Source organism: Janthinobacterium psychrotolerans (assembly GCF_001677885.1).
Classification (GTDB): Bacteria; Pseudomonadota; Gammaproteobacteria; order Burkholderiales; family Burkholderiaceae_D; genus Janthinobacterium; species Janthinobacterium psychrotolerans.
This window is the reverse complement of record NZ_LOCQ01000062.1, coordinates 397,092-414,689: the sequence shown is the minus strand read 5'-3', so window position 1 is coordinate 414,689 and position 17,598 is coordinate 397,092. Positions and strand designations below refer to the sequence as shown.

The following is a 17,598-nucleotide window of genomic DNA, read 5'->3' as shown; positions in this document are numbered from 1 at the left end:
TACCGTCTGCGCCAGACGCGCCGAATGCGACGAACTGCGATTTTGGCGGCATGGCCGGACAAAATCGCCGATGAGCGCGCAAAAGCCAAGAGCGCGCAAACGTTCGATCTACATCAAAACTCTTCCCACTCGTCGGCGGCAGGTTTTGACGCCTTCACCGGCGGCGTGACACGGGCGGCAGGCAGCGCCTTGGCCGGCGCGCGCGGCTTGGCGACGGGCACGCCGGTCGTGCGCGCCTTGACTGGCCTGGCCGGCGCACTGGCGGCGACCGTGTCGCCGAGGCGGAACATGCCGACCGCCTGCGCCAGGTCCACCGCCTGCTCCTGCAGGCTTTCGGCGGCCGCCGCGGCCTGCTCGACCAGGGCCGCGTTTTGCTGCGTCATGGTGTCCATGTGCGTCACCGCCGTATTGATCTCGCCGATGCCGGCGCTCTGTTCGCGGCTGGCCACCGTGATCTCGCTCATGATGGTCGCCAGTTGCTGCACCGACGCCACCACCTGGCCCATGGTCTGGCCCGCCTCATCGACCAGGCGGCCACCGGCGCCGACTTTTTCCACCGAGTCGCCGATCAGCTCCTTGATTTCCTTGGCCGCACCGGCCGAACGCTGCGCCAGGCTGCGCACTTCCGAGGCCACCACCGCAAACCCTCTGCCCTGCTCGCCGGCGCGCGCCGCTTCCACCGCCGCGTTCAGCGCCAGGATATTGGTCTGGAACGCGATGCCGTCGATGACGCCGATAATGTCGACGATCTTGCGCGAGCTTTCCTGGATGCCGGCCATGGTGCCGACCACCTGCTGCACCACTTCGCCGCCCTTGGCCGCCACTTGCGAAGCGGACACGGCAAGTTCATTGGCCGCATGCGCGTTTTCCGCATTCTGCTTGACGGTCGAGGTCAGCTCATCCATCGAGCTGGCCGTTTCTTCCAGCGCACCGGCCTGCGCCTCGGTGCGCGACGACAAGTCGGCGTTGCCGGCCGCGATATCGGCCGACTCGCTGCGCACCAGGGTGCTGATGCTGCGGATCTGTACCAGCACGGTGGCGATCTTTTCGACAAACAGATTGAAGGCCTTGGCGATCTGCGCCAGTTCATCGGTGCCGTCCGCATCGAGGCGGCTGGTCAGGTCGCCGTCGCCAGTGGCGATCGCGTCCAGCGCGTCGCGCACCAGGCCCAGGCGGCGCAAGGCACGCGCGACCAGCACACTCAGCACGGTGGCGGCCAGCGCCAGTACCAATAGCGCGGTCAGGGCGGAGGCGCGCAGCATCGAGGTCAGCGCATGCGTCGCTTCCGCACGGTCAAGCACGGTCGCCAGCAGCCAGTCGCTGCCCGGGACTTTACTGACGTGCAAGATGCCTTCGCGCTCGCCGATACGGATGGTCTCGCTGTCACCGCTCTTTTCAATCCCGGCCAGCGCTTGCGATGTCAGCTTGGCGTCGAGTTCGGCCAGCGGCTTCAGGGTCAGCTTGTCGTCCGGGTGGGCGATGATCTTGCCGCCGCCATCGACCAGGAAGGCATAGCTGGACGGCGTCGGCTTGATCGATGCGACGTTTTTGACGACCACATCCATCATCACGTCGGCCGCCATCACGCCCGCCGGATTGCCCTTGTCGCCCAGTGGCTCGGCAAACGTCACCACCAGCTTGCCGGTGCTGGCGCCGATATACGGCGTGGTAATGATGGGGCCGCCAGTGGACACCGCCTTCTTGTACCAGGGGCGCGCGGTCGGATCATAATCGGCGGCGCGCTTGCGCTCCTGCGAAAACACAGCATGCTTGTCGGCAAAGCCAACATAGGCCATGTCGAAGGTGCCGGCCTGCTCGGCCGCCTTCAAGGACGGCAGCGGATCTTCAGCCTGCGCGCCGGCCTTCATCGACGCCACCACCGCCTGCTTCGAGCGCAGCCACTCGGCGATCGCTTGCGCATGGCTGTGTGACAGCTGCTGCATCTGCGTGTCTAGCGCGGCCAGGGTACTGCTGCGGGTGGTAAAGAAGTTGGCGATGGCAACCGCCAGCATGGCCAGCACGACGATGGAGACGGCGATGGCGATCAAGCGCGCCTTGAGGGAGGACAACATGGGAGCATCCAATAAAAAGGGAAATCAAAGGGATGCCCCATCGTCAGCGATTACTATTTTGCCGTCAAGAAATACTGACTATCGATTACCGTGAAACAACAAAAACGGCGATAAAAAAACCGCCAGGGCTTGCGCACTGGCGGTTTTGACAAGCTTGCCAGGCGATCCCGGCGTTACTTGATATGGCGCGTGAGACTGCCTGTTACAGCGCTGGCGCTTCGCCGCCTTCGGCAGCTTTCATCGACAGTTTCAGGCGGCCGCGGTCGTCCGTTTCCAGCACTTTTACACGCACCAGCTGGCCTTCTTTCAGGTAGTCGGCGACGGCGTTGACGCGCTCGTTGGCGATCTGCGAAATGTGCAGCAGGCCATCCTTGCCTGGCATCACTTGCACGATGGCGCCGAAGTCCAGCAGTTTCAGCACGGTGCCTTCGTAGGTCTTGCCCACTTCGACCGACGCCGTCAGCTCTTCGATGCGGCGCTTGGCTTCCTGGCCGGCGGCGGCATCGACGGAAGCGATGGTGACCACGCCTTCGTCGCTGATGTCGATCTGGGTGCCGGTCTCTTCGGTCAGCGCGCGAATCACGGCGCCGCCCTTGCCGATCACGTCACGGATTTTTTCCGGGTTGATCTTGATGGTGATCAGGCGCGGTGCGAAATCGGACAGTTCGGTTTTCACGTGCGGCATGGCTTTTTGCATTTCGCCCAGAATGTGCTCGCGGCCTTCCTTGGCTTGCGCCAGCGCCACTTGCATGATTTCCTTGGTGATGCCCATGATCTTGATGTCCATCTGCAGCGCGGTGATACCGTTGCGGGTACCGGCTACCTTGAAGTCCATGTCGCCCAGGTGATCTTCGTCGCCCAGGATGTCGGACAGCACGGCAAACTTGCCGCCTTCCTTGATCAGGCCCATGGCGATACCGGCCACGTGTTCTTTCATCGGCACGCCGGCGTCCATCAGCGCCAGGCAGCCGCCGCAGACCGACGCCATCGACGAGGAGCCGTTCGATTCGGTGATTTCCGACACCAGGCGTACCGAGTAGCTGAACTCTTCGGCCGCTGGCAGGGCGGCGATCAGCGCGCGCTTGGCCAGGCGGCCGTGGCCGATTTCGCGGCGCTTGGGGGTGCCGACACGGCCGGTTTCGCCGGTGGCGAACGGTGGCATGTTGTAATGCAGCATGAACGAATCGGTGAACTCGCCCATCAGCGCGTCGATCTTCTGGCTGTCGCGGGCGGTGCCCAGCGTTGCCACGACCAGCGCCTGGGTTTCGCCGCGCGTGAACAGGGCGGAACCGTGGGTGCGTGGCAGCACGCTGGTGCGGATCGAGATCGGACGCACGGTGCGCGTGTCGCGGCCGTCGATGCGTGGCTCGCCGTCCAGGATTTGCGTGCGGACGATTTTCGCTTCGATGTCGAACAGGATGTTGTTCACTTCGGCGCTGTCGATCGCTGCGCCGCCGTTGGCGGCCGCTTCGGCCGTCAGGTCGGCGATCACTTCCGAGGTCGCCGATTTCAGCTTGGCGGTACGCTCTTGCTTGTCCTTGGTTTGATACGCATCATTGATCTTGGCGTTGGCGAAATGGGCCACGCGCGCGATCAGCGCTTCGTTTTTCGGCGCGGGCGCCCATTCGACTTCCGGCTTGCCGCCGTCACGCACCAGGTCGTGGATCGCGTCGATGACGACTTTCATCTGGTCATGGCCAAACACCACGGCGCCCAGCATGATTTCTTCGGACAGCTGCTTCGCTTCCGATTCGACCATCAGTACGGCCGTTTCGGTACCAGCGACAACCAGGTCCATTTCCGAGGTTTTCAGTTGCTGGACGGTCGGGTTCAGGATGTACTGGCCATTGGCGTAACCGACGCGCGCGGCGCCGATCGGGCCATTGAATGGCACGCCCGACACGCACAGGGCGGCCGAGGCGCCGATCATGGCGGCGATGTCCGGATCGATTTCAGGGTTGACCGACAGCACGTGAATGATGACTTGCACTTCATTCAGGTAGCCTTCAGGGAACAAAGGACGGATAGGACGGTCGATCAGACGCGACGTCAGGGTTTCTTTTTCGGAAGGACGGCCTTCACGCTTGAAAAAACCGCCCGGGATTTTACCGGCAGCGTAAGTTTTTTCAACATAATCCACGGTCAAAGGGAAGAAATCCTGGCCTGGCTTGGCATCTTTGCGCGCCACCACGGTTGCCAGCACGACGGTATCTTCGATCGACACCAGCACTGCGCCGGATGCCTGACGTGCGATCTCGCCGGTTTCCAGGGTCACTTGATGTTGACCGTACTGGAAGGTTTTCGTAACTTTATTAAACATTGGGGTACCCTTTTCTATTTGCCGACAGATTTTCAGGGGCTGTCGTTCACCTCACCACAGGCAGCGGATTCATCCTTGCCGCCTTTGCTATTTTGCTTTTAAAACATGCTCAGCCACATAGAATACTGCATCTACGGCTTTCAATTTGGAATTTCAAATGACAAAATGCCCGCGACAGCGAACTGGCGCAGGCATTTCTGTATAAACCTTGTACGGCAAAAATTACTTGCGCAGACCAAGTTTAGCGATCAGGTCGCGATAACGGGTAGCGTCTTTGGCCTTCAGGTAGGACAACAGGCTCTTGCGACGGTTGACCATCATGATCAGGCCGCGGCGGGAGTGGTGATCTTTCGAGTGGGCTTTGAAGTGGCCGTTCAGTTCGTTGATACGAGCGGTCAGCAGTGCAACTTGCACTTCAGGGGAGCCGGTGTCGTTTTGACCACGTGCGTTGTCCGCGATGATAGCGGCTTTGTTGATGTTTTCTACTGTCATGATAAACCTTTCACATGCGGTGCACAGAGTCTGAACCCTATCCACCGTGAACTACGATTGAAAAAACTGGCTTGAGCTCAAACCAGACGCGCAAGTATATCGGAAAAATGCCTGGCTGTATCCAGTCGTGCGCTCTTTTCTCGGCGCATGATAGGATTTTCCTGTCTTTCGGGAGTCATACGATGAAAAAAGCATTCAAAATAGCAACGCTTCTGCTGCCCTTGCTGCTGGCCGCCTGCGCCGGCATGGGCGGTCCGCCGCCGCAGCCGGGCGAATCGCGCGCCGCCATCGAGGCAAGGCTGGGTCTGCCGACCAATGTCTACCAGTTGCCGGAAGGCCCGGAACTCGAATACGCCCATGGCCCCTACGGCCAGGTCACCTACATGGCCCGCTTCGGCCCCGACCAGCGCCTGACATCATTCGAACAGGTGCTCGACACGCCCGGCTTTGCCAGGGTCAGGATCGGCGTATCGACGCGGCAGGACGTGCTGCACCTGCTGGGCCGGCCGACCGAAACGTCCTACCTGGCGCTGCCCAAGCTATACGTCTGGTCCTACCGCTACAAGGAGTCAGGGGTATGGGACTCGATGATGCACGTGCATTTCGACCAGGCCGGCATCGTGCGGCAGATGATGAACGGGCCGGATCCGGACAGGGAGGAACGGCGGTTTTTTTGGTGACAGGAAAAGATCAGGGCCAGACCGGCAGGCCCGGCCCTGGCAACATCAATGCTCGTGATCGGTCTGCACGATGGAAACCGGCTTGCCCTTGGCCATGCGCCAGAAGAACACGGCATAGCCCGACAGGCCGTACGCGACAAAGATCGGGAACAGCACTTTCGGCGGGTCGATCGAGATCAGGGCAAAGAACAGGGCCAGCAGGAACACGACGATGAACGGCACCGACTTGCGGAAGTTGACGTCCTTGAAGCTGTAGAACGGCACGTTGGTGACCATGGTCAGGCCGGCGAACAGGGCGATCGCCCATGAGACCCAGGCCAATTGATTGCCGGCGAATTGCAGGTCGTTCATCATCAGGATAAAGCCGGCCACCATGGCCGCCGCCGCCGGGCTGGGCAGGCCCTGGAAGAAACGCTTGTCGACCACCGCGATATTGGTGTTGAAGCGCGCCAGGCGCAGCGCGGCGCCGGCGCAATACACGAAGGCGGCCAGCCAGCCGAGCTTGCCCATGCCGCGCAGCGACCATTCATAGATCACCAGGGCCGGCGCGGCGCCAAACGAGACCATGTCGGACAGGCTGTCGTACTGGGCGCCAAACTCGCTCTGGGTATTGGTCAGGCGCGCGATGCGGCCATCGAGGCCATCGAGGATCATGGCGATAAAGATGGCCCAGGCCGCATGTTCGAATTTCTGGTTCATGGCCATCACGATGGCGTAGAAACCGCAGAACAGGGCGGCCGTCGTAAAGGCATTGGGCAACAAATAGATGCCACGGCGGCGCAAGGTTTTCTTGCCTGCGGCATCGGCCGCTGGCACCCGCACGAATTTACTGAAGCGCGATGCCTTGGACGTTGCCGGGTTGCCGCTCTTGCCTCGACGACGGGGGAAGTTTGCCATGTTGATCCATTTCTTGTGTGCTGCAGGGTAATCGGAACCGAAAGGCGCGCACCTTGCTGCGTGGCGGCGCCGGTATTGCCATTATAGAGGAGACAAGGCCAAAGAAAAGCCGTGTGGCCCCTGCCGCCTTCACCTGAACTTCACTTTGGCGACCAGTCCCAGGCTCAAACTGGTCTCGCCCGGTTCAAAGTTCGGCTCTTCCACCTGTAAGCCCCCGCTCCCTGGGGCGGCGCGCAGATTGGCCGATCCGGTAACATTGACGCGCTGCGCATAATTGCCCGAGCCTTCGAAATCGATGGTTTCGATCACGGCATCGTTGACATTACGGCCCATGGCACCGGCAATCGACGCCACGCGCTGGTTCAGGTTTTTATAGGCGGCCACGATGCGTTCATCGTCGAGCTTGCGGATAGTCTCGGGCGCCAGACCGAAGTTCAGGCGGTTCAGGGTCAACACGGCTTGCGCGGCCGATACGGTTTTCGGCAAGGCGGCCAGGTTCGTCGTTTTCACCTGCAAGTACTGGCCCACGCGCCAGCCGGTCGGCACCCTCGGCCTGGCCACGCCGCCTGCCGGCAATGGCGCCACTTCCGGGTAGACGGCGTAGGTGTAATAGCCCTGGGTTTTCAGCACGGCCTGCGGATCGGCCTTCTTGACGATGGCCACGCCCTGGTTCATCTTCTGGTTCACGCGCGAGGCGGCCGCCGCCTTGTCCTTGTCCTGCTCCTCGATCGCCAGGGTGACGGTAACCTGGTCATTCGCATGGACCACCTCCCCGCTGGCGGGCACCACCACCAGGGTAGCGCCGGTGGGCAGGCCCTGCGCCTGGGCGGTAACGGCAACGGTGGCAACAGCGGCAAACAGCATCGAATGCAGGACAGTCATGAAAATCCTTTCAGTGGTAGCGGCAGAAACGACCATGGGGCCGACAAGCCCCATGGTTTTTTAGTAATTCATTCTAACGCGGAAATATTTACTTCGTCGCAAACATCACCACACCAGGATTTACTTGAACTTGACCTTGCCCACCAGGCGCATGTCGAGCGTGGTTTCGCCCGGCTCGAAGCTCGGCTCGGCGACCTGGCTATCCTCGGTCATCTTGGCGCTGCGCATCATCATCGGCGCGGCGGCGGCACGATTCTCGCCGACATAGTTGCCGGAGCCTTCGAAGTCCACCGTCTCGAGCACGGCGTCGGACACATTGCGGCCCATGGCGCGCGCGATCGACGCGATGCGCTCGTTGAGGTTTTTATACGTGGCGGCAATGCGCTGGTCGTCGAGCTGGCGGGTGGTTTCCGGTTTCAGGCCGAAGTTCAGCCCGTTCAGGGTCAGCACGCCCTGGGCCGCCGACACGGTTTTCGGCAAGGCGGCCAGGTTGGCGGTCGTCACTTCCAGGTACTGGCCCACGCGCCAGGCGGTCGGCACGCGCGGCTTGGCCACGGCGCCGGCTGGCAGCGGGCGGTCTTCCGGATACACCGGGTAGGTGTAATAGCCATACGATTTCAGCACGGCCGAGGGATCAGCTTGCTTGACGATGGCCAGCCCCTTGTTCATCTTCTGGTTGACGCGCGAGGCGGCGGCGGCCTTGTCCTTGTCCTGCTCTTCGATGGCCAGGGTGGCGACCACCTGGTCATTGGCATGCCTGACTTCGCCAAAGGCGGGCACGACCACCAGGGTGCCGGTGGTCGGCAAGGTTTGCGCCTGGGCGGAAAGGGCAACGGTGGCTGCGGCGGCAAGCAGTACGGATTTGATCATGGATAGGACTCCTCGGTGGTTGGATGCAAGCAGGGTCGTGGTACGCCCTGTTGCTTATAAAATGATGCAAGTCAGGCTGATTCTAACGCCCACACATTTGCTGTGGCGCAAATTAACAAATCGTCACACTTCCCGCCTGCTGCTCACATCCGGACACACTTTAGTGCCCTGCGACAACACCACCCGTACGTCGGCCCGGCTTGAAGCTGCCGCGCGCGGTCCACGCCACACCCAGCGCCACCAGCAGCAAGCCCAGCACCAGCCACGGAAACGCGGCCACGCCATAGCCGCCCAACAGCGCGCCGCCGACTACCCCGCCGCCGGCAATGGCCACGTTCCAGATGGTGGCCACCATCGATTGCGCCACATCCATGCCCTCGCCTGCGGCGTCGGCCGAGGCCGTTTGCAGCAGGGTGCCGGCGCCGCCGAAGGTCACGCCCCACACCGCCATGCTGATATAAATGACCGCAGGGCTGTCCATGGCCAGTCCCAGCGCAATGGCGACCAGGGCAAACGCGGCGATGCAGGCGAGCACCAGTTTGCGCAGCCAGCGGTCGATCAACTGGCTGATCAGCCAGATGCCGGCCAGCGAACCGACGCCATACACCAGCAGCACCAGGTCGACCCGCGCGCGCAGGCCCGACGGCGCCAGGAAGGGCGCGATATAGGTATATAAAATGTTATGCGCCAGCATCCAGGCGACGATCACGGCCAGGATGGGCCGCACACCGGGGGTCATGAAGACCTGGCCGATGCTCAGGCGCTCGCCGTTCTGCTGGCCCGGATAATCGGGCACGGCCACCAGTATCCACGCCACCAGGACAATCGCCAGGCCCGACAGCACGCCAAAGATGCTGCGCCAGCCCAGCACGCCGCCCATCAGGGTGCCGAGCGGCACGCCCAGCGACAGGGCCAGCGGCGTGCCGATCATGGCCACCGCCATCGCCCTGCCCTGCTGCGCCACGCCGACCATGCGCCGCGCATAGCCGGCCATCAGGCCCCAGGCCAGCCCGGCGGCCATGCCGGCCAGGAAGCGCGACGCCAGCGCCACCATGTAATTGGGCGCCAGCGCCGTGATGGTGTTGAACACCAGGAAGCCGCCGACGGCCAGCAGCAGCACCTTGCGGCGGCGCCAGCCGCTGGTCAGGGCGGTCAGGGGAATCGCGGTCAGGATGGAGCCGATCGCAAACACCGTGACGAGCTGGCCCGTCATGACTTCGGAAATGCCGAGGCCCAGCGAAATCTGCGGCAACAGGCCGGCAGGCAGGGTTTCGGCCAGGATGGCGATAAAGCTGGTCATCGCCAGCGCCAGCAAGGCGGCCAGCGGAAAACGTCGGGAAATGGCTGTGCCTGCAGAGCCTGGAACAGGCACTGTGGCGGTCAAACGGTCAGTCATGTGGGTACCTCGGGTTGCGCAGGCGATCATGTCAAATGCCCGGCGTGCCAGCTAACTGGCGGTAATGCGCGTTGCGGTCGGCAGAAACCGAAACAGATGCAGTTGCGAGCGCAACGGCAAAGGAAGGGCGCAATTTTACAGCAAACGCACCAAAAGCGTGCGCAAGCAGGCAGCCGTGCTCAGGCCGCCATCATCGACGCATCGTTGGCCGCCTTGCGCGGCGAAAAATACGCATTCGACTTCGGGCTGAACAGGAAGGCGCAAATCACGGCAAAGACCATCGTGCCTGGCAGCACCACGGTCTTGTCAGGCACGGTCGCCAGGCTGAGCGCGATATCGATCAGGCCCCACACCGCGTAGAGCATGCGCGCGCCGCGATGCCTTTGCAGCATGGCCAGCGCCGTCGCCAGGGTGATGGCCAGCGTGGCCAGCACGATCGCATATTGCACCTCGGCCGGTATCGCGCTGCGCGACATCCATGCCAGCATGGCGGGGTCGTTGCGGCCCTGAATAGCCGACACCATCGAGGACAGCGAGCCGAAGATCAGAAACCAGCAGCTGATGGCCACCGACACCGGGCGCCTGACGACATGAAGATTCCCAACAAAAACTTTAGAAAAAACAAGCATGACTGAACCGGTCTATTGAATGGCAGTGATTGTAGCGGATCACCCATATACGGGGCCGCGCGCACGAAAAAAAAGCCGGCTCGCGCCGGCTTTGCTGTGTAACAGACTGCTTAGTTCTTCGACTGGTCGACCATTTTGTTCTTGGCGATCCAAGGCATCATGGCGCGCAGCTTGGCGCCGACTTCTTCGATCTGGTGCTCGGACGTCAGGCGGCGGCGCGAGATCAGGGTCGGTGCGCCGGCCTTGTTTTCCAGGATGAAGCTCTTCGCGTATTCGCCGGTCTGGATGTCTTTCAGGCACTGGCGCATCGCGTCCTTGGTGGCCGAGGTCACCACTTTCGGGCCGGTCACGTATTCGCCGTATTCGGCGTTGTTCGAGATCGAGTAGTTCATGTTGGCGATGCCGCCTTCATAGATCAGGTCGACGATCAGTTTCAGTTCGTGCAGGCACTCGAAGTAAGCCATTTCCGGAGCGTAACCAGCTTCGGTCAGGGTTTCGAAACCGGCCTTGATCAGTTCCACGGCGCCGCCGCACAACACGGCCTGCTCGCCGAACAGGTCGGTTTCGGTTTCTTCGCGGAAGTTCGTTTCGATGATGCCGGCACGGCCGCCGCCGTTGGCCGACGCGTACGACAGGGCGATATCGCGGGCCACGCCCGATTTGTCCTGGTACACGGCGATCAGGTGCGGTACGCCGCCACCCTGGGTGTAGGTGGCGCGCACGGTGTGGCCTGGCGCTTTCGGTGCGATCATGATCACGTCGAGGTCGGCGCGTGGCACGACCTGGCCGTAGTGCACATTGAAACCGTGGGCGAAGGCCAGTACCGCGCCTTGCTTGGCGAACGGGGCGATGTTTTCGTTGTAGACCTGGGCGATGTTTTCATCTGGCAGCAAGATCATGATGACGTCGGCCGCTTTCACGGCGTCATTGACTTCCGCCACCTTCAGGCCGGCTTGCTCGACCTTGTTCCACGAAGCGCCGCCCTTGCGCAGGCCGACGGTGACGTTGACGCCCGAATCGTTCAGGTTTTGTGCGTGGGCATGGCCTTGCGAACCGTAGCCGATGATGGCAACGTTTTTACCTTTGATCAGGGACAGGTCGGCGTCTTTGTCGTAAAAAACTTTCATGGTATTTCCTATTTTCAATTAACTGCGTTGTATGGGGGTGCGGCCAAGACCGCATGCTGCGTTTCTTATACTTTGAGGATGCGCTCGCCGCGGCCGATGCCCGAGCCGCCGGTACGGACGGTTTCCAGGATCGAAGCGCGGTCGATCGAATCGATGAACGCGTCGAGCTTGACCTTGTTGCCGGTCAGCTCGATCGTGTACGTCTTTTCGGTCACGTCGATGATGCGGCCGCGGAAGATGTCGGCGGTGCGCTTCATTTCCTCGCGCTCCTTGCCGACCGCCCGGACCTTGATGAGCATCAGTTCGCGTTCGATATGCTGGCCTTCGGTCAGGTCCACCACCTTGACGACTTCAATAAGACGGTTCAGGTGCTTGGTGATCTGCTCGATGATGTCGTCCGAGCCGCTGGTGACGATGGTCATGCGCGACAGGGTCGCGTCTTCGGTCGGCGCCACGGTCAGGGTTTCGATATTGTAGCCACGGGCCGAGAACAGGCCGACCACGCGCGACAGCGCACCGGCTTCGTTTTCCAGCAAGACAGAAATAATATGGCGCATGGTTACAGGTCCTCCGAGCCGAGCATCATTTCGGACAAGCCTTTGCCGGCCTTCACCATCGGCCACACGTTTTCGGACTGGTCGGTAATAAAGTTCATGAATACCAGCCTGTCTTTCATGGCGAACGCCTCTTTCAGGGCGCCGTCGACGTCGCCCGGTTTTTCAATCTTCATGCCGACGTGACCATAGGCCTCGGCCAGCTTTTCAAAGTCGGGCAGCGAATCCATGTAGGACTCGGAATAGCGCGAACCGTAATCGATTTCCTGCCACTGGCGCACCATGCCGAGGAAGCGGTTGTTGAGCATGATGATCTTCGGCGTCAGGTGATACTGCTTGCACGTGGCGAGCTCCTGGATGCACATCTGGATCGAACCTTCGCCGGTGATGCAGGCCACGGTGGCGTCCGGATTGGCCATCTGCACGCCCATGGCGTACGGCAAGCCGACCCCCATGGTGCCCAGGCCACCGGAATTGATCCAGCGGCGAGGCTTGTCGAAGCGATAGTATTGCGCGGCCCACATCTGGTGCTGGCCCACGTCGGACGTGATGAAGGCGTCGCCCTTGGTGATCTGGAAGACTTTTTCCACCACCGATTGCGGCTTGATCACCAGGTCGGAACTTGGATACTTCAGGCAGTCGCGGCCACGCCATTCGGCGATCTGCTTCCACCAGTTGCTCAAGGCATTGACATTCGGCTTGGCTTCGGCCGCGTCCAGTTGCGCCAGGAACTCGATCAGCACGTCCTTGACGTTGCCGACGATGGGAATATCGACTTTCACGCGCTTGGAGATCGACGATGGATCGATGTCGACGTGGATGATCTTGCGCGGATGCGAGGCGAAGTGTTTCGGGTTGCCGATCACGCGGTCATCGAAACGGGCGCCGATGGCGATCAGCACGTCGCAGTTCTGCATCGCCATGTTCGCTTCGTAGGTGCCATGCATGCCGGGCATGCCGACAAACTGCTCGCTCGAGGCGCGGTAGCCGCCCAGGCCCATCAAGGTGTTGGTGCAAGGGAAACCGAGGCGGTCGACCAGCTTGTTCAGCTCGGGCGCCGCATGCGCCAGGATCACGCCGCCGCCCGTATAGATCATCGGACGTTCGGCTTGCAGCAGCAGCTGCACGGCCTTGCGGATCTGGCCCGAATGGCCTTTGTCGACCGGACGGTAGGAGCGCATCTCGACTTCCTTCGGATAGTCGAAATTGCACTTGTGCATACTGATATCCTTCGGGATATCGACCAGCACGGGGCCGGGACGGCCGGTGCGGGCAATAAAGAAGGCTTTCTTGATCGTCGCCGCCAGATCCTTGACGTCCTTGACGAGGAAATTGTGCTTGACGACCGGGCGCGTGATGCCCACGGTGTCGCATTCCTGGAACGCATCCTGGCCGATCGCATGGCTCGGCACCTGGCCGGAAATGACAACCATCGGGATGGAGTCCATGTAAGCGGTCGACAGGCCGGTCACGGCATTGGTCACTCCGGGGCCGGACGTGACAATGGCCACACCGACTTTATTCGAGCTGCGCGAATAGGCGTCGGCGGCGTGCACGGCGGCCTGCTCATGGCGAACCAGAATATGCTGGAATTTGTTTTGCTGGAAAATGGCGTCGTAGATATACAGTACGGCTCCGCCCGGGTAACCAAAGACGTGCTCGACGCCTTCTTCAGCCAGACAGCGCACGACGATTTCCGCGCCAGTGATGGGACCGATGGCCGGTCCCGAGGCAGATCCTCTTGCTTCGGTATTCATGAAACATTCCTTTCAAGGTCCATTGGAGATTGATCGGATGTTCTTTCCTGACGAGGTACGCCTGACGCTACAGTCTTCCTGCTTCCCTTTTCATGCGGTCACGACATTTCTTCGGGCACCCATAGATACCTTGCAAAACAACGCTTAACGCAACTCGTTTGGCCGGAGTTTCTGTGGCGACTGTACGAACCGCTCGCGCTTGTGGCGCGGGTTAGAACAAACTGCCTACAAATGAAAGCGCGTCTTGTCGCTGGTGGCGTTGTGTGCCAGTTGCAACTTGACCATAGAGCTTTGGGGTGTTCAAAGCGTCCCATACGTTATCGCGTCGCACCATGCCGGTCAAGGAAAATGTCTTCCAAACACGCTATTTGCGCGCCCGAGGCGCAAAAATCATGCGGAAATGCACATTTTTTGCTAGCATGCGCTCAGTTTGCACCAAGCAGGCCACCTTCCCCGCCCACAGCCCACGCAGCCTCCGGCTCGTTCCCTACCGCATGGCAACAGACAAAGAACTATCCGATTTTCTCGAACATGTGGAGCGGCGCGCCTTCAAGCAGGCCGCCTACGCCGTACGCAAGGAAGAATCCGCGCTCGACATCGTGCAGGACGCGATGATCAAGCTGGCCGAAAAATACGGCGACAAGCCGGCGGCCGAACTGCCGATGCTGTTCCAGCGCATCCTGCAGACCACCATCCTCGATTATTTCCGCCGTGAAAAGGTGCGCAACACCTGGGTCAGCCTGTTTTCAGGCATGAAACCAGCGGGCGACGAGCATGAGGACTTTGATATACTGGAGACGTATGAATCGGAACAGGGCTCGAGCGCCGCAGAATCGTCGGCCGATCAGGTCGAACGCGCGCAAATGCTTGATTTGATTGATGAAGAGGTACAAAAGCTGCCCGCGCGTCAACGCGAAGCCTTCCTCATGCGTTACTGGCAGGATATGGACGTGGCTGAAACGGCACTGGCGATGGGTTGCTCCGAAGGCAGCGTGAAAACACATTGTTCAAGAGCTACCCACGCGCTCGCCGAATCGCTGAAAGCCAAGGGAATACAACTATGAATACCGACGACCTCAATTTCGCCTACAAAGTGCGCCACGCGCTCAACGAAAAGCTCGACGAGCTGCCTGCCTCGACCACCGACCGCCTGGCGGCCGCGCGCAAGGCGGCCATGGCGCGCAAGAAGGCCGACGCGCCTGCGCGCGTGTCGGCGCGACAGAACGTGCTGGCCGGTATCGGCACCCATTTGTTTGCCGAGCCGCTGTCATGGCTGGGCCGCATGAGCGTGATGGTTCCGCTGCTGGTGCTGGTATTGGGCGGCGTCGGCATCTACCAGTTCGAGCAGGAGCAGCAGGTCGCCGAACTGGCCGAACTCGACGCGGCCGTGCTGTCGGACGAATTGCCGCTGTCGGCGTATATGGACCATGGCTTCAACGCCTACCTGACGAAAAGCGCGCAATAATGGCTGACGCCACCACCAGCAAGGCCCGCAAGGGCTGGATCATCGGCGGCACCGCCCTGGGCGCCTGCGCGCTGGCCGGTGCGTCCTGGGTCTACGCCAATCAGGATGCGCCGGCCCCTGCCGCCACTGCCGCGCCCGCCGCCAAAGCTGCCGCGCCTGCCGCACTGGTGAACAATGCCGGCAAGTCGCAGTGGGCCAATCTGTCGCGGGCGCAACAGGCAGCCTTGCAGCCGCTGGCCGGCGAATGGAACAAGCTCGACGCGACGCGCAAGCAGAAATGGCTCGATATCGCCAACCGCTTTGCCGCAATGAAACCCGATGAACAGGCGCGCGTGCACGAACGCATGCGCGAATGGGTCAAGCTCACGCCCGAACAGCGCCGCACGGTGCGCGAAAACTACGCGCGCGCCAAAAAGATTGATCCAGGCCAGAAGTCCGCGCAATGGGAACAATACCAGCAGTTGCCGGAAGAACAGAAGAAAAAACTGGCGGCCGAGGCCGTGCCAAAAAAAATCCCGGTCGCCAAGCCCGATATCCGTCCGCCCGCCGTCAATGCGGCGCCAGCACCGGCCATTCCAGCACCAGTGCTTCCAGTGGCTCCGGTGCCGCCTGCCGCGCCACCGGCCACGCCCGCCCCTGCCCCCACCCCAGTACCCGACTATGCCCGATAACCGCGCCGCCCCGGCCAGCATCCCCACCATCAAGCGGCGCCTGGTCTCGATGGTGTACGAGTCCTTGCTGGCGCTGGCCGTGCTGTTCCTGCCTTTCCTGCTCTTTGAACTGGCCGTGCAGGGTGCGCATACGCCGCTGACCGAACACATGCGCCAGTGCCTGGCCTTCCTGGTGATGGGCGCCTACTTCATCCATCAATGGAGCCGCGAAGGGCAAACCCTGGCCATGAAAACCTGGCGTTTGAAGCTGGTGCTGCCGGGCCACGGCCACGTGCCGCTGCGCATGGCCGCATACCGCTACCTGCTGGCGTGGATGTGGCTGATGCCCGGCATCCTGGTGTCGTATGTGCTGGACTTGCAACACTGGCAAGCCCTGGCGGCGATCGCCCTCGGCATGCTGGCCTGGTCGTCCACGGCGCTGTTCACCGGCAACGGCCAGTTCCTGCACGACAAGCTGCTCGGCACGCAGATCGTGCAACTGCCGGCGCCGGTCAAGAAAAGTAAAAAGGTTGCCGCCTGAGCCGCTATTTGCAGCCACTTGACCTGGATCATTGAAGCACAGGGGACGGCTCTGCCATCATGGCATGCCATGAAAACCGCTCCCCCACCCCACATTCATATCCTCAAATCGCGCACGGAAATCTGTACCGAAGCAGAAGTCGCGCGACTGGTCCACACCTTTTATGCGGCCGCCCGCGAAGACGCCATGCTCGGCCCCGTGTTCGGCCGTGAAGTCCAGGATTGGGACGAGCACCTGGCCACCCTGGTCGACTTCTGGTCGGGCCTCTTGCGCGGCACCATGCGCTACCACGGCAAGCCGCTGGCGCAGCATGCGCAGATGGAACACCTGACGCCATGCATGTTCCGCCGCTGGCTGACGCTGTTCTTTGCCACCACCGAAAGCCTGGGCAACCCGGCCCTGCAGGAAAAGGCCGACGCGATCGCCCTGCGTATCGCCGAGCGGCTATGGAAGAGCTTTGCCGAAAGCCATCTGCCAGGCCAGCCGGCCTAGAAGCGCTCGTATCCCTGGAGATAACGCCATTGACCGACAGGCATGGCGCCCATCGAGATGCGGCCGATGCGCAGCCGCTTGATGCCCACCACCTCCAGGCCCACCATGCGGCACATGTGCGCCAGCTGGCCAGGCTGCACGTTTTTCAGCGCAAAGCGCAGCCTGGTTTCGTTCTGCCAGCTCACTTTCATCGGTGGCAACGGCTTGCCATTGAACGGCAGGCCGTGATTGAGCAGCGCCAGGCCATTTTCTGCAATACTCCCCGTCACTTCGACGATGAATTCCTGCTCCACCGTCTTCGCTTCATCGACCAGCTTGCGGGCGACGCGGAAGTCCTGGGTAAATACCAGCAAACCCGAGGCCATGGTTTCCAGCGGATTGGTCACCGTCAGGCCGATCAGATGGCGTTTCAAAAAGCGCGTGACCGAGCTGGGTGCGACGTTGTCAGGCGTAAAAATCTCGTCGGGACGCAAGCAGCTCAAGGCGGACTTGCCGTCGCTGCCGACGACGCCCACGCCACCATTAATGCCGGCCGGCTTGTGCAGCAGGATGGTCACAGGCGGCATTTCGTCCAGGGTAGCGTTCGGCAGCAGCACCACTTCCTGCTTGTCGGCCACCCGTGCGCCGGCCTCTTCGACCAGCTCGCCATCGACCGTGACCCAGCCACCCTCGATATACAGCTCGGCCTCGCGGCGCGAACAGGGCAAGTCTTCGGCCAGGCGCTTGGCCAGGCGGACGGTGGGCATATCGAGTGGTGTGGTCATGTGAGGCGCA

18 protein-coding genes are annotated in these 17,598 nt (G+C 61.6%); 6 read left to right on the top strand and 12 right to left on the bottom strand.

Annotation, left to right across the window (positions count from 1 at the left end; genetic code table 11):
- Window positions 1-113: 113 nt before the first annotated feature.
- From ASR47_RS25865 to rpsO, 3 genes are all read right to left on the bottom strand, one after another.
- The gene (locus ASR47_RS25865) at window positions 114-2,072 is read right to left on the bottom strand and encodes a methyl-accepting chemotaxis protein (RefSeq protein ID WP_245714469.1); all 1,959 of its coding nucleotides are present in this window, start codon (window positions 2,070-2,072) and stop codon (window positions 114-116) included.
- A 202-nt stretch (window positions 2,073-2,274) separates the two neighbouring features.
- Window positions 2,275-4,392, bottom strand: coding sequence for a polyribonucleotide nucleotidyltransferase (gene pnp / locus ASR47_RS25860; RefSeq protein ID WP_065310646.1), 2,118 nt, complete (start codon window positions 4,390-4,392; stop codon window positions 2,275-2,277).
- 222 nt (window positions 4,393-4,614) lie between these two features.
- Complete coding sequence (rpsO, locus tag ASR47_RS25855; RefSeq protein ID WP_010399743.1) at window positions 4,615-4,884, bottom strand: 30S ribosomal protein S15; 270 nt, start codon at window positions 4,882-4,884, stop codon at window positions 4,615-4,617.
- A 182-nt stretch (window positions 4,885-5,066) separates the two neighbouring features.
- On the opposite strand from rpsO, the gene bamE reads away from it, so the two are divergent.
- Window positions 5,067-5,564, top strand: a complete 498-nt coding sequence (bamE, locus tag ASR47_RS25850) for an outer membrane protein assembly factor BamE domain-containing protein (RefSeq protein ID WP_065310645.1) — start codon at window positions 5,067-5,069, stop codon at window positions 5,562-5,564.
- A 45-nt stretch (window positions 5,565-5,609) separates the two neighbouring features.
- On the opposite strand, the gene pssA is transcribed toward bamE, so the two are convergent.
- The 8 genes from pssA to ASR47_RS25810 all read right to left on the bottom strand — a co-directional run bounded on the left by pssA (window position 5,610) and on the right by ASR47_RS25810 (window position 13,676).
- Entirely contained in the window at window positions 5,610-6,461 is an 852-nt protein-coding gene (pssA, locus tag ASR47_RS25845; RefSeq protein WP_065310644.1) for a CDP-diacylglycerol--serine O-phosphatidyltransferase, read from the bottom strand.
- Window positions 6,462-6,590: 129 nt separating this feature from the next.
- Window positions 6,591-7,343, bottom strand: a complete 753-nt coding sequence (locus tag ASR47_RS25840) for an SIMPL domain-containing protein (RefSeq protein ID WP_065310643.1) — start codon at window positions 7,341-7,343, stop codon at window positions 6,591-6,593.
- A gap of 120 nt (window positions 7,344-7,463) precedes the next feature.
- Window positions 7,464-8,213 (bottom strand): SIMPL domain-containing protein, encoded by a 750-nt coding sequence (locus ASR47_RS25835; RefSeq protein ID WP_065310642.1) that lies wholly within the window; start codon window positions 8,211-8,213, stop codon window positions 7,464-7,466.
- A gap of 160 nt (window positions 8,214-8,373) precedes the next feature.
- Window positions 8,374-9,609: an MFS transporter gene (locus ASR47_RS25830; protein WP_065310641.1), complete on the bottom strand. Its 1,236-nt coding sequence runs from the start codon at window positions 9,607-9,609 to the stop codon at window positions 8,374-8,376.
- 179 nt (window positions 9,610-9,788) lie between these two features.
- The gene (locus ASR47_RS25825; RefSeq protein ID WP_065310640.1) at window positions 9,789-10,184 is read right to left on the bottom strand and encodes a hypothetical protein; all 396 of its coding nucleotides are present in this window, start codon (window positions 10,182-10,184) and stop codon (window positions 9,789-9,791) included.
- Window positions 10,185-10,348: 164 nt separating this feature from the next.
- Entirely contained in the window at window positions 10,349-11,365 is a 1,017-nt protein-coding gene (gene ilvC, locus ASR47_RS25820) for a ketol-acid reductoisomerase (RefSeq protein ID WP_065310639.1), read from the bottom strand.
- 65 nt (window positions 11,366-11,430) lie between these two features.
- On the bottom strand, window positions 11,431-11,922 hold the full coding sequence (gene ilvN, locus ASR47_RS25815; RefSeq protein ID WP_065310638.1) for an acetolactate synthase small subunit: 492 nt from the start codon (window positions 11,920-11,922) through the stop codon (window positions 11,431-11,433).
- Window positions 11,923-11,924: 2 nt separating this feature from the next.
- Window positions 11,925-13,676, bottom strand: a complete 1,752-nt coding sequence (locus tag ASR47_RS25810) for an acetolactate synthase 3 catalytic subunit (RefSeq protein ID WP_171899040.1) — start codon at window positions 13,674-13,676, stop codon at window positions 11,925-11,927.
- A 494-nt stretch (window positions 13,677-14,170) separates the two neighbouring features.
- Here ASR47_RS25810 and ASR47_RS25805 point away from each other — a divergent pair, with 494 nt between their 5' ends.
- The 5 genes from ASR47_RS25805 to ASR47_RS25785 all read left to right on the top strand — a co-directional run bounded on the left by ASR47_RS25805 (window position 14,171) and on the right by ASR47_RS25785 (window position 16,824).
- Window positions 14,171-14,740, top strand: coding sequence for an RNA polymerase sigma factor (locus ASR47_RS25805; protein WP_065310637.1), 570 nt, complete (start codon window positions 14,171-14,173; stop codon window positions 14,738-14,740).
- Window positions 14,737-15,141, top strand: coding sequence for a DUF3619 family protein (locus tag ASR47_RS25800; RefSeq protein WP_065310636.1), 405 nt, complete (start codon window positions 14,737-14,739; stop codon window positions 15,139-15,141). The genes ASR47_RS25805 and ASR47_RS25800 overlap by 4 nt, the downstream gene beginning before the upstream one ends.
- Window positions 15,141-15,812: a DUF3106 domain-containing protein gene (locus ASR47_RS25795; RefSeq protein WP_065310635.1), complete on the top strand. Its 672-nt coding sequence runs from the start codon at window positions 15,141-15,143 to the stop codon at window positions 15,810-15,812. Before ASR47_RS25800 ends, ASR47_RS25795 begins: the two co-directional genes overlap by 1 nt.
- Complete coding sequence (locus ASR47_RS25790) at window positions 15,802-16,332, top strand: RDD family protein (protein WP_065310634.1); 531 nt, start codon at window positions 15,802-15,804, stop codon at window positions 16,330-16,332. Before ASR47_RS25795 ends, ASR47_RS25790 begins: the two co-directional genes overlap by 11 nt.
- A gap of 69 nt (window positions 16,333-16,401) precedes the next feature.
- The gene (locus ASR47_RS25785) at window positions 16,402-16,824 is read left to right on the top strand and encodes a group III truncated hemoglobin (protein WP_065310633.1); all 423 of its coding nucleotides are present in this window, start codon (window positions 16,402-16,404) and stop codon (window positions 16,822-16,824) included.
- Here ASR47_RS25785 and ASR47_RS25780 read toward each other — a convergent pair.
- Window positions 16,821-17,588, bottom strand: a complete 768-nt coding sequence (locus tag ASR47_RS25780) for an rRNA pseudouridine synthase (RefSeq protein ID WP_065310632.1) — start codon at window positions 17,586-17,588, stop codon at window positions 16,821-16,823. The two genes, ASR47_RS25785 and ASR47_RS25780, sit on opposite strands and share 4 nt — an antisense overlap.
- Window positions 17,589-17,598: the final 10 nt, after the last annotated feature.

Excerpts from the sequence above, each read along its gene's own strand:
- ASR47_RS25865 (WP_245714469.1), bottom strand. The coding sequence starts at position 2,072 with ATGTTGTCCTCCCTCAAGGCGCGCTTGATCGCCATCGCCGTCTCCATC.
- pnp (WP_065310646.1), bottom strand. The coding sequence starts at position 4,392 with ATGTTTAATAAAGTTACGAAAACCTTCCAGTACGGTCAACATCAAGTG.
- rpsO (WP_010399743.1), bottom strand. The coding sequence starts at position 4,884 with ATGACAGTAGAAAACATCAACAAAGCCGCTATCATCGCGGACAACGCA.
- bamE (WP_065310645.1), top strand. The coding sequence starts at position 5,067 with ATGAAAAAAGCATTCAAAATAGCAACGCTTCTGCTGCCCTTGCTGCTG.
- pssA (WP_065310644.1), bottom strand. The coding sequence starts at position 6,461 with ATGGCAAACTTCCCCCGTCGTCGAGGCAAGAGCGGCAACCCGGCAACG.
- ASR47_RS25840 (WP_065310643.1), bottom strand. The coding sequence starts at position 7,343 with ATGACTGTCCTGCATTCGATGCTGTTTGCCGCTGTTGCCACCGTTGCC.
- ASR47_RS25835 (WP_065310642.1), bottom strand. The coding sequence starts at position 8,213 with ATGATCAAATCCGTACTGCTTGCCGCCGCAGCCACCGTTGCCCTTTCC.
- ASR47_RS25830 (WP_065310641.1), bottom strand. The coding sequence starts at position 9,609 with ATGACTGACCGTTTGACCGCCACAGTGCCTGTTCCAGGCTCTGCAGGC.
- ilvC (WP_065310639.1), bottom strand. The coding sequence starts at position 11,365 with ATGAAAGTTTTTTACGACAAAGACGCCGACCTGTCCCTGATCAAAGGT.
- ilvN (WP_065310638.1), bottom strand. The coding sequence starts at position 11,922 with ATGCGCCATATTATTTCTGTCTTGCTGGAAAACGAAGCCGGTGCGCTG.
- ASR47_RS25810 (WP_171899040.1), bottom strand. The coding sequence starts at position 13,676 with ATGAATACCGAAGCAAGAGGATCTGCCTCGGGACCGGCCATCGGTCCC.
- ASR47_RS25805 (WP_065310637.1), top strand. The coding sequence starts at position 14,171 with ATGGCAACAGACAAAGAACTATCCGATTTTCTCGAACATGTGGAGCGG.
- ASR47_RS25800 (WP_065310636.1), top strand. The coding sequence starts at position 14,737 with ATGAATACCGACGACCTCAATTTCGCCTACAAAGTGCGCCACGCGCTC.
- ASR47_RS25795 (WP_065310635.1), top strand. The coding sequence starts at position 15,141 with ATGGCTGACGCCACCACCAGCAAGGCCCGCAAGGGCTGGATCATCGGC.
- ASR47_RS25790 (WP_065310634.1), top strand. The coding sequence starts at position 15,802 with ATGCCCGATAACCGCGCCGCCCCGGCCAGCATCCCCACCATCAAGCGG.
- ASR47_RS25785 (WP_065310633.1), top strand. The coding sequence starts at position 16,402 with ATGAAAACCGCTCCCCCACCCCACATTCATATCCTCAAATCGCGCACG.
- ASR47_RS25780 (WP_065310632.1), bottom strand. The coding sequence starts at position 17,588 with ATGACCACACCACTCGATATGCCCACCGTCCGCCTGGCCAAGCGCCTG.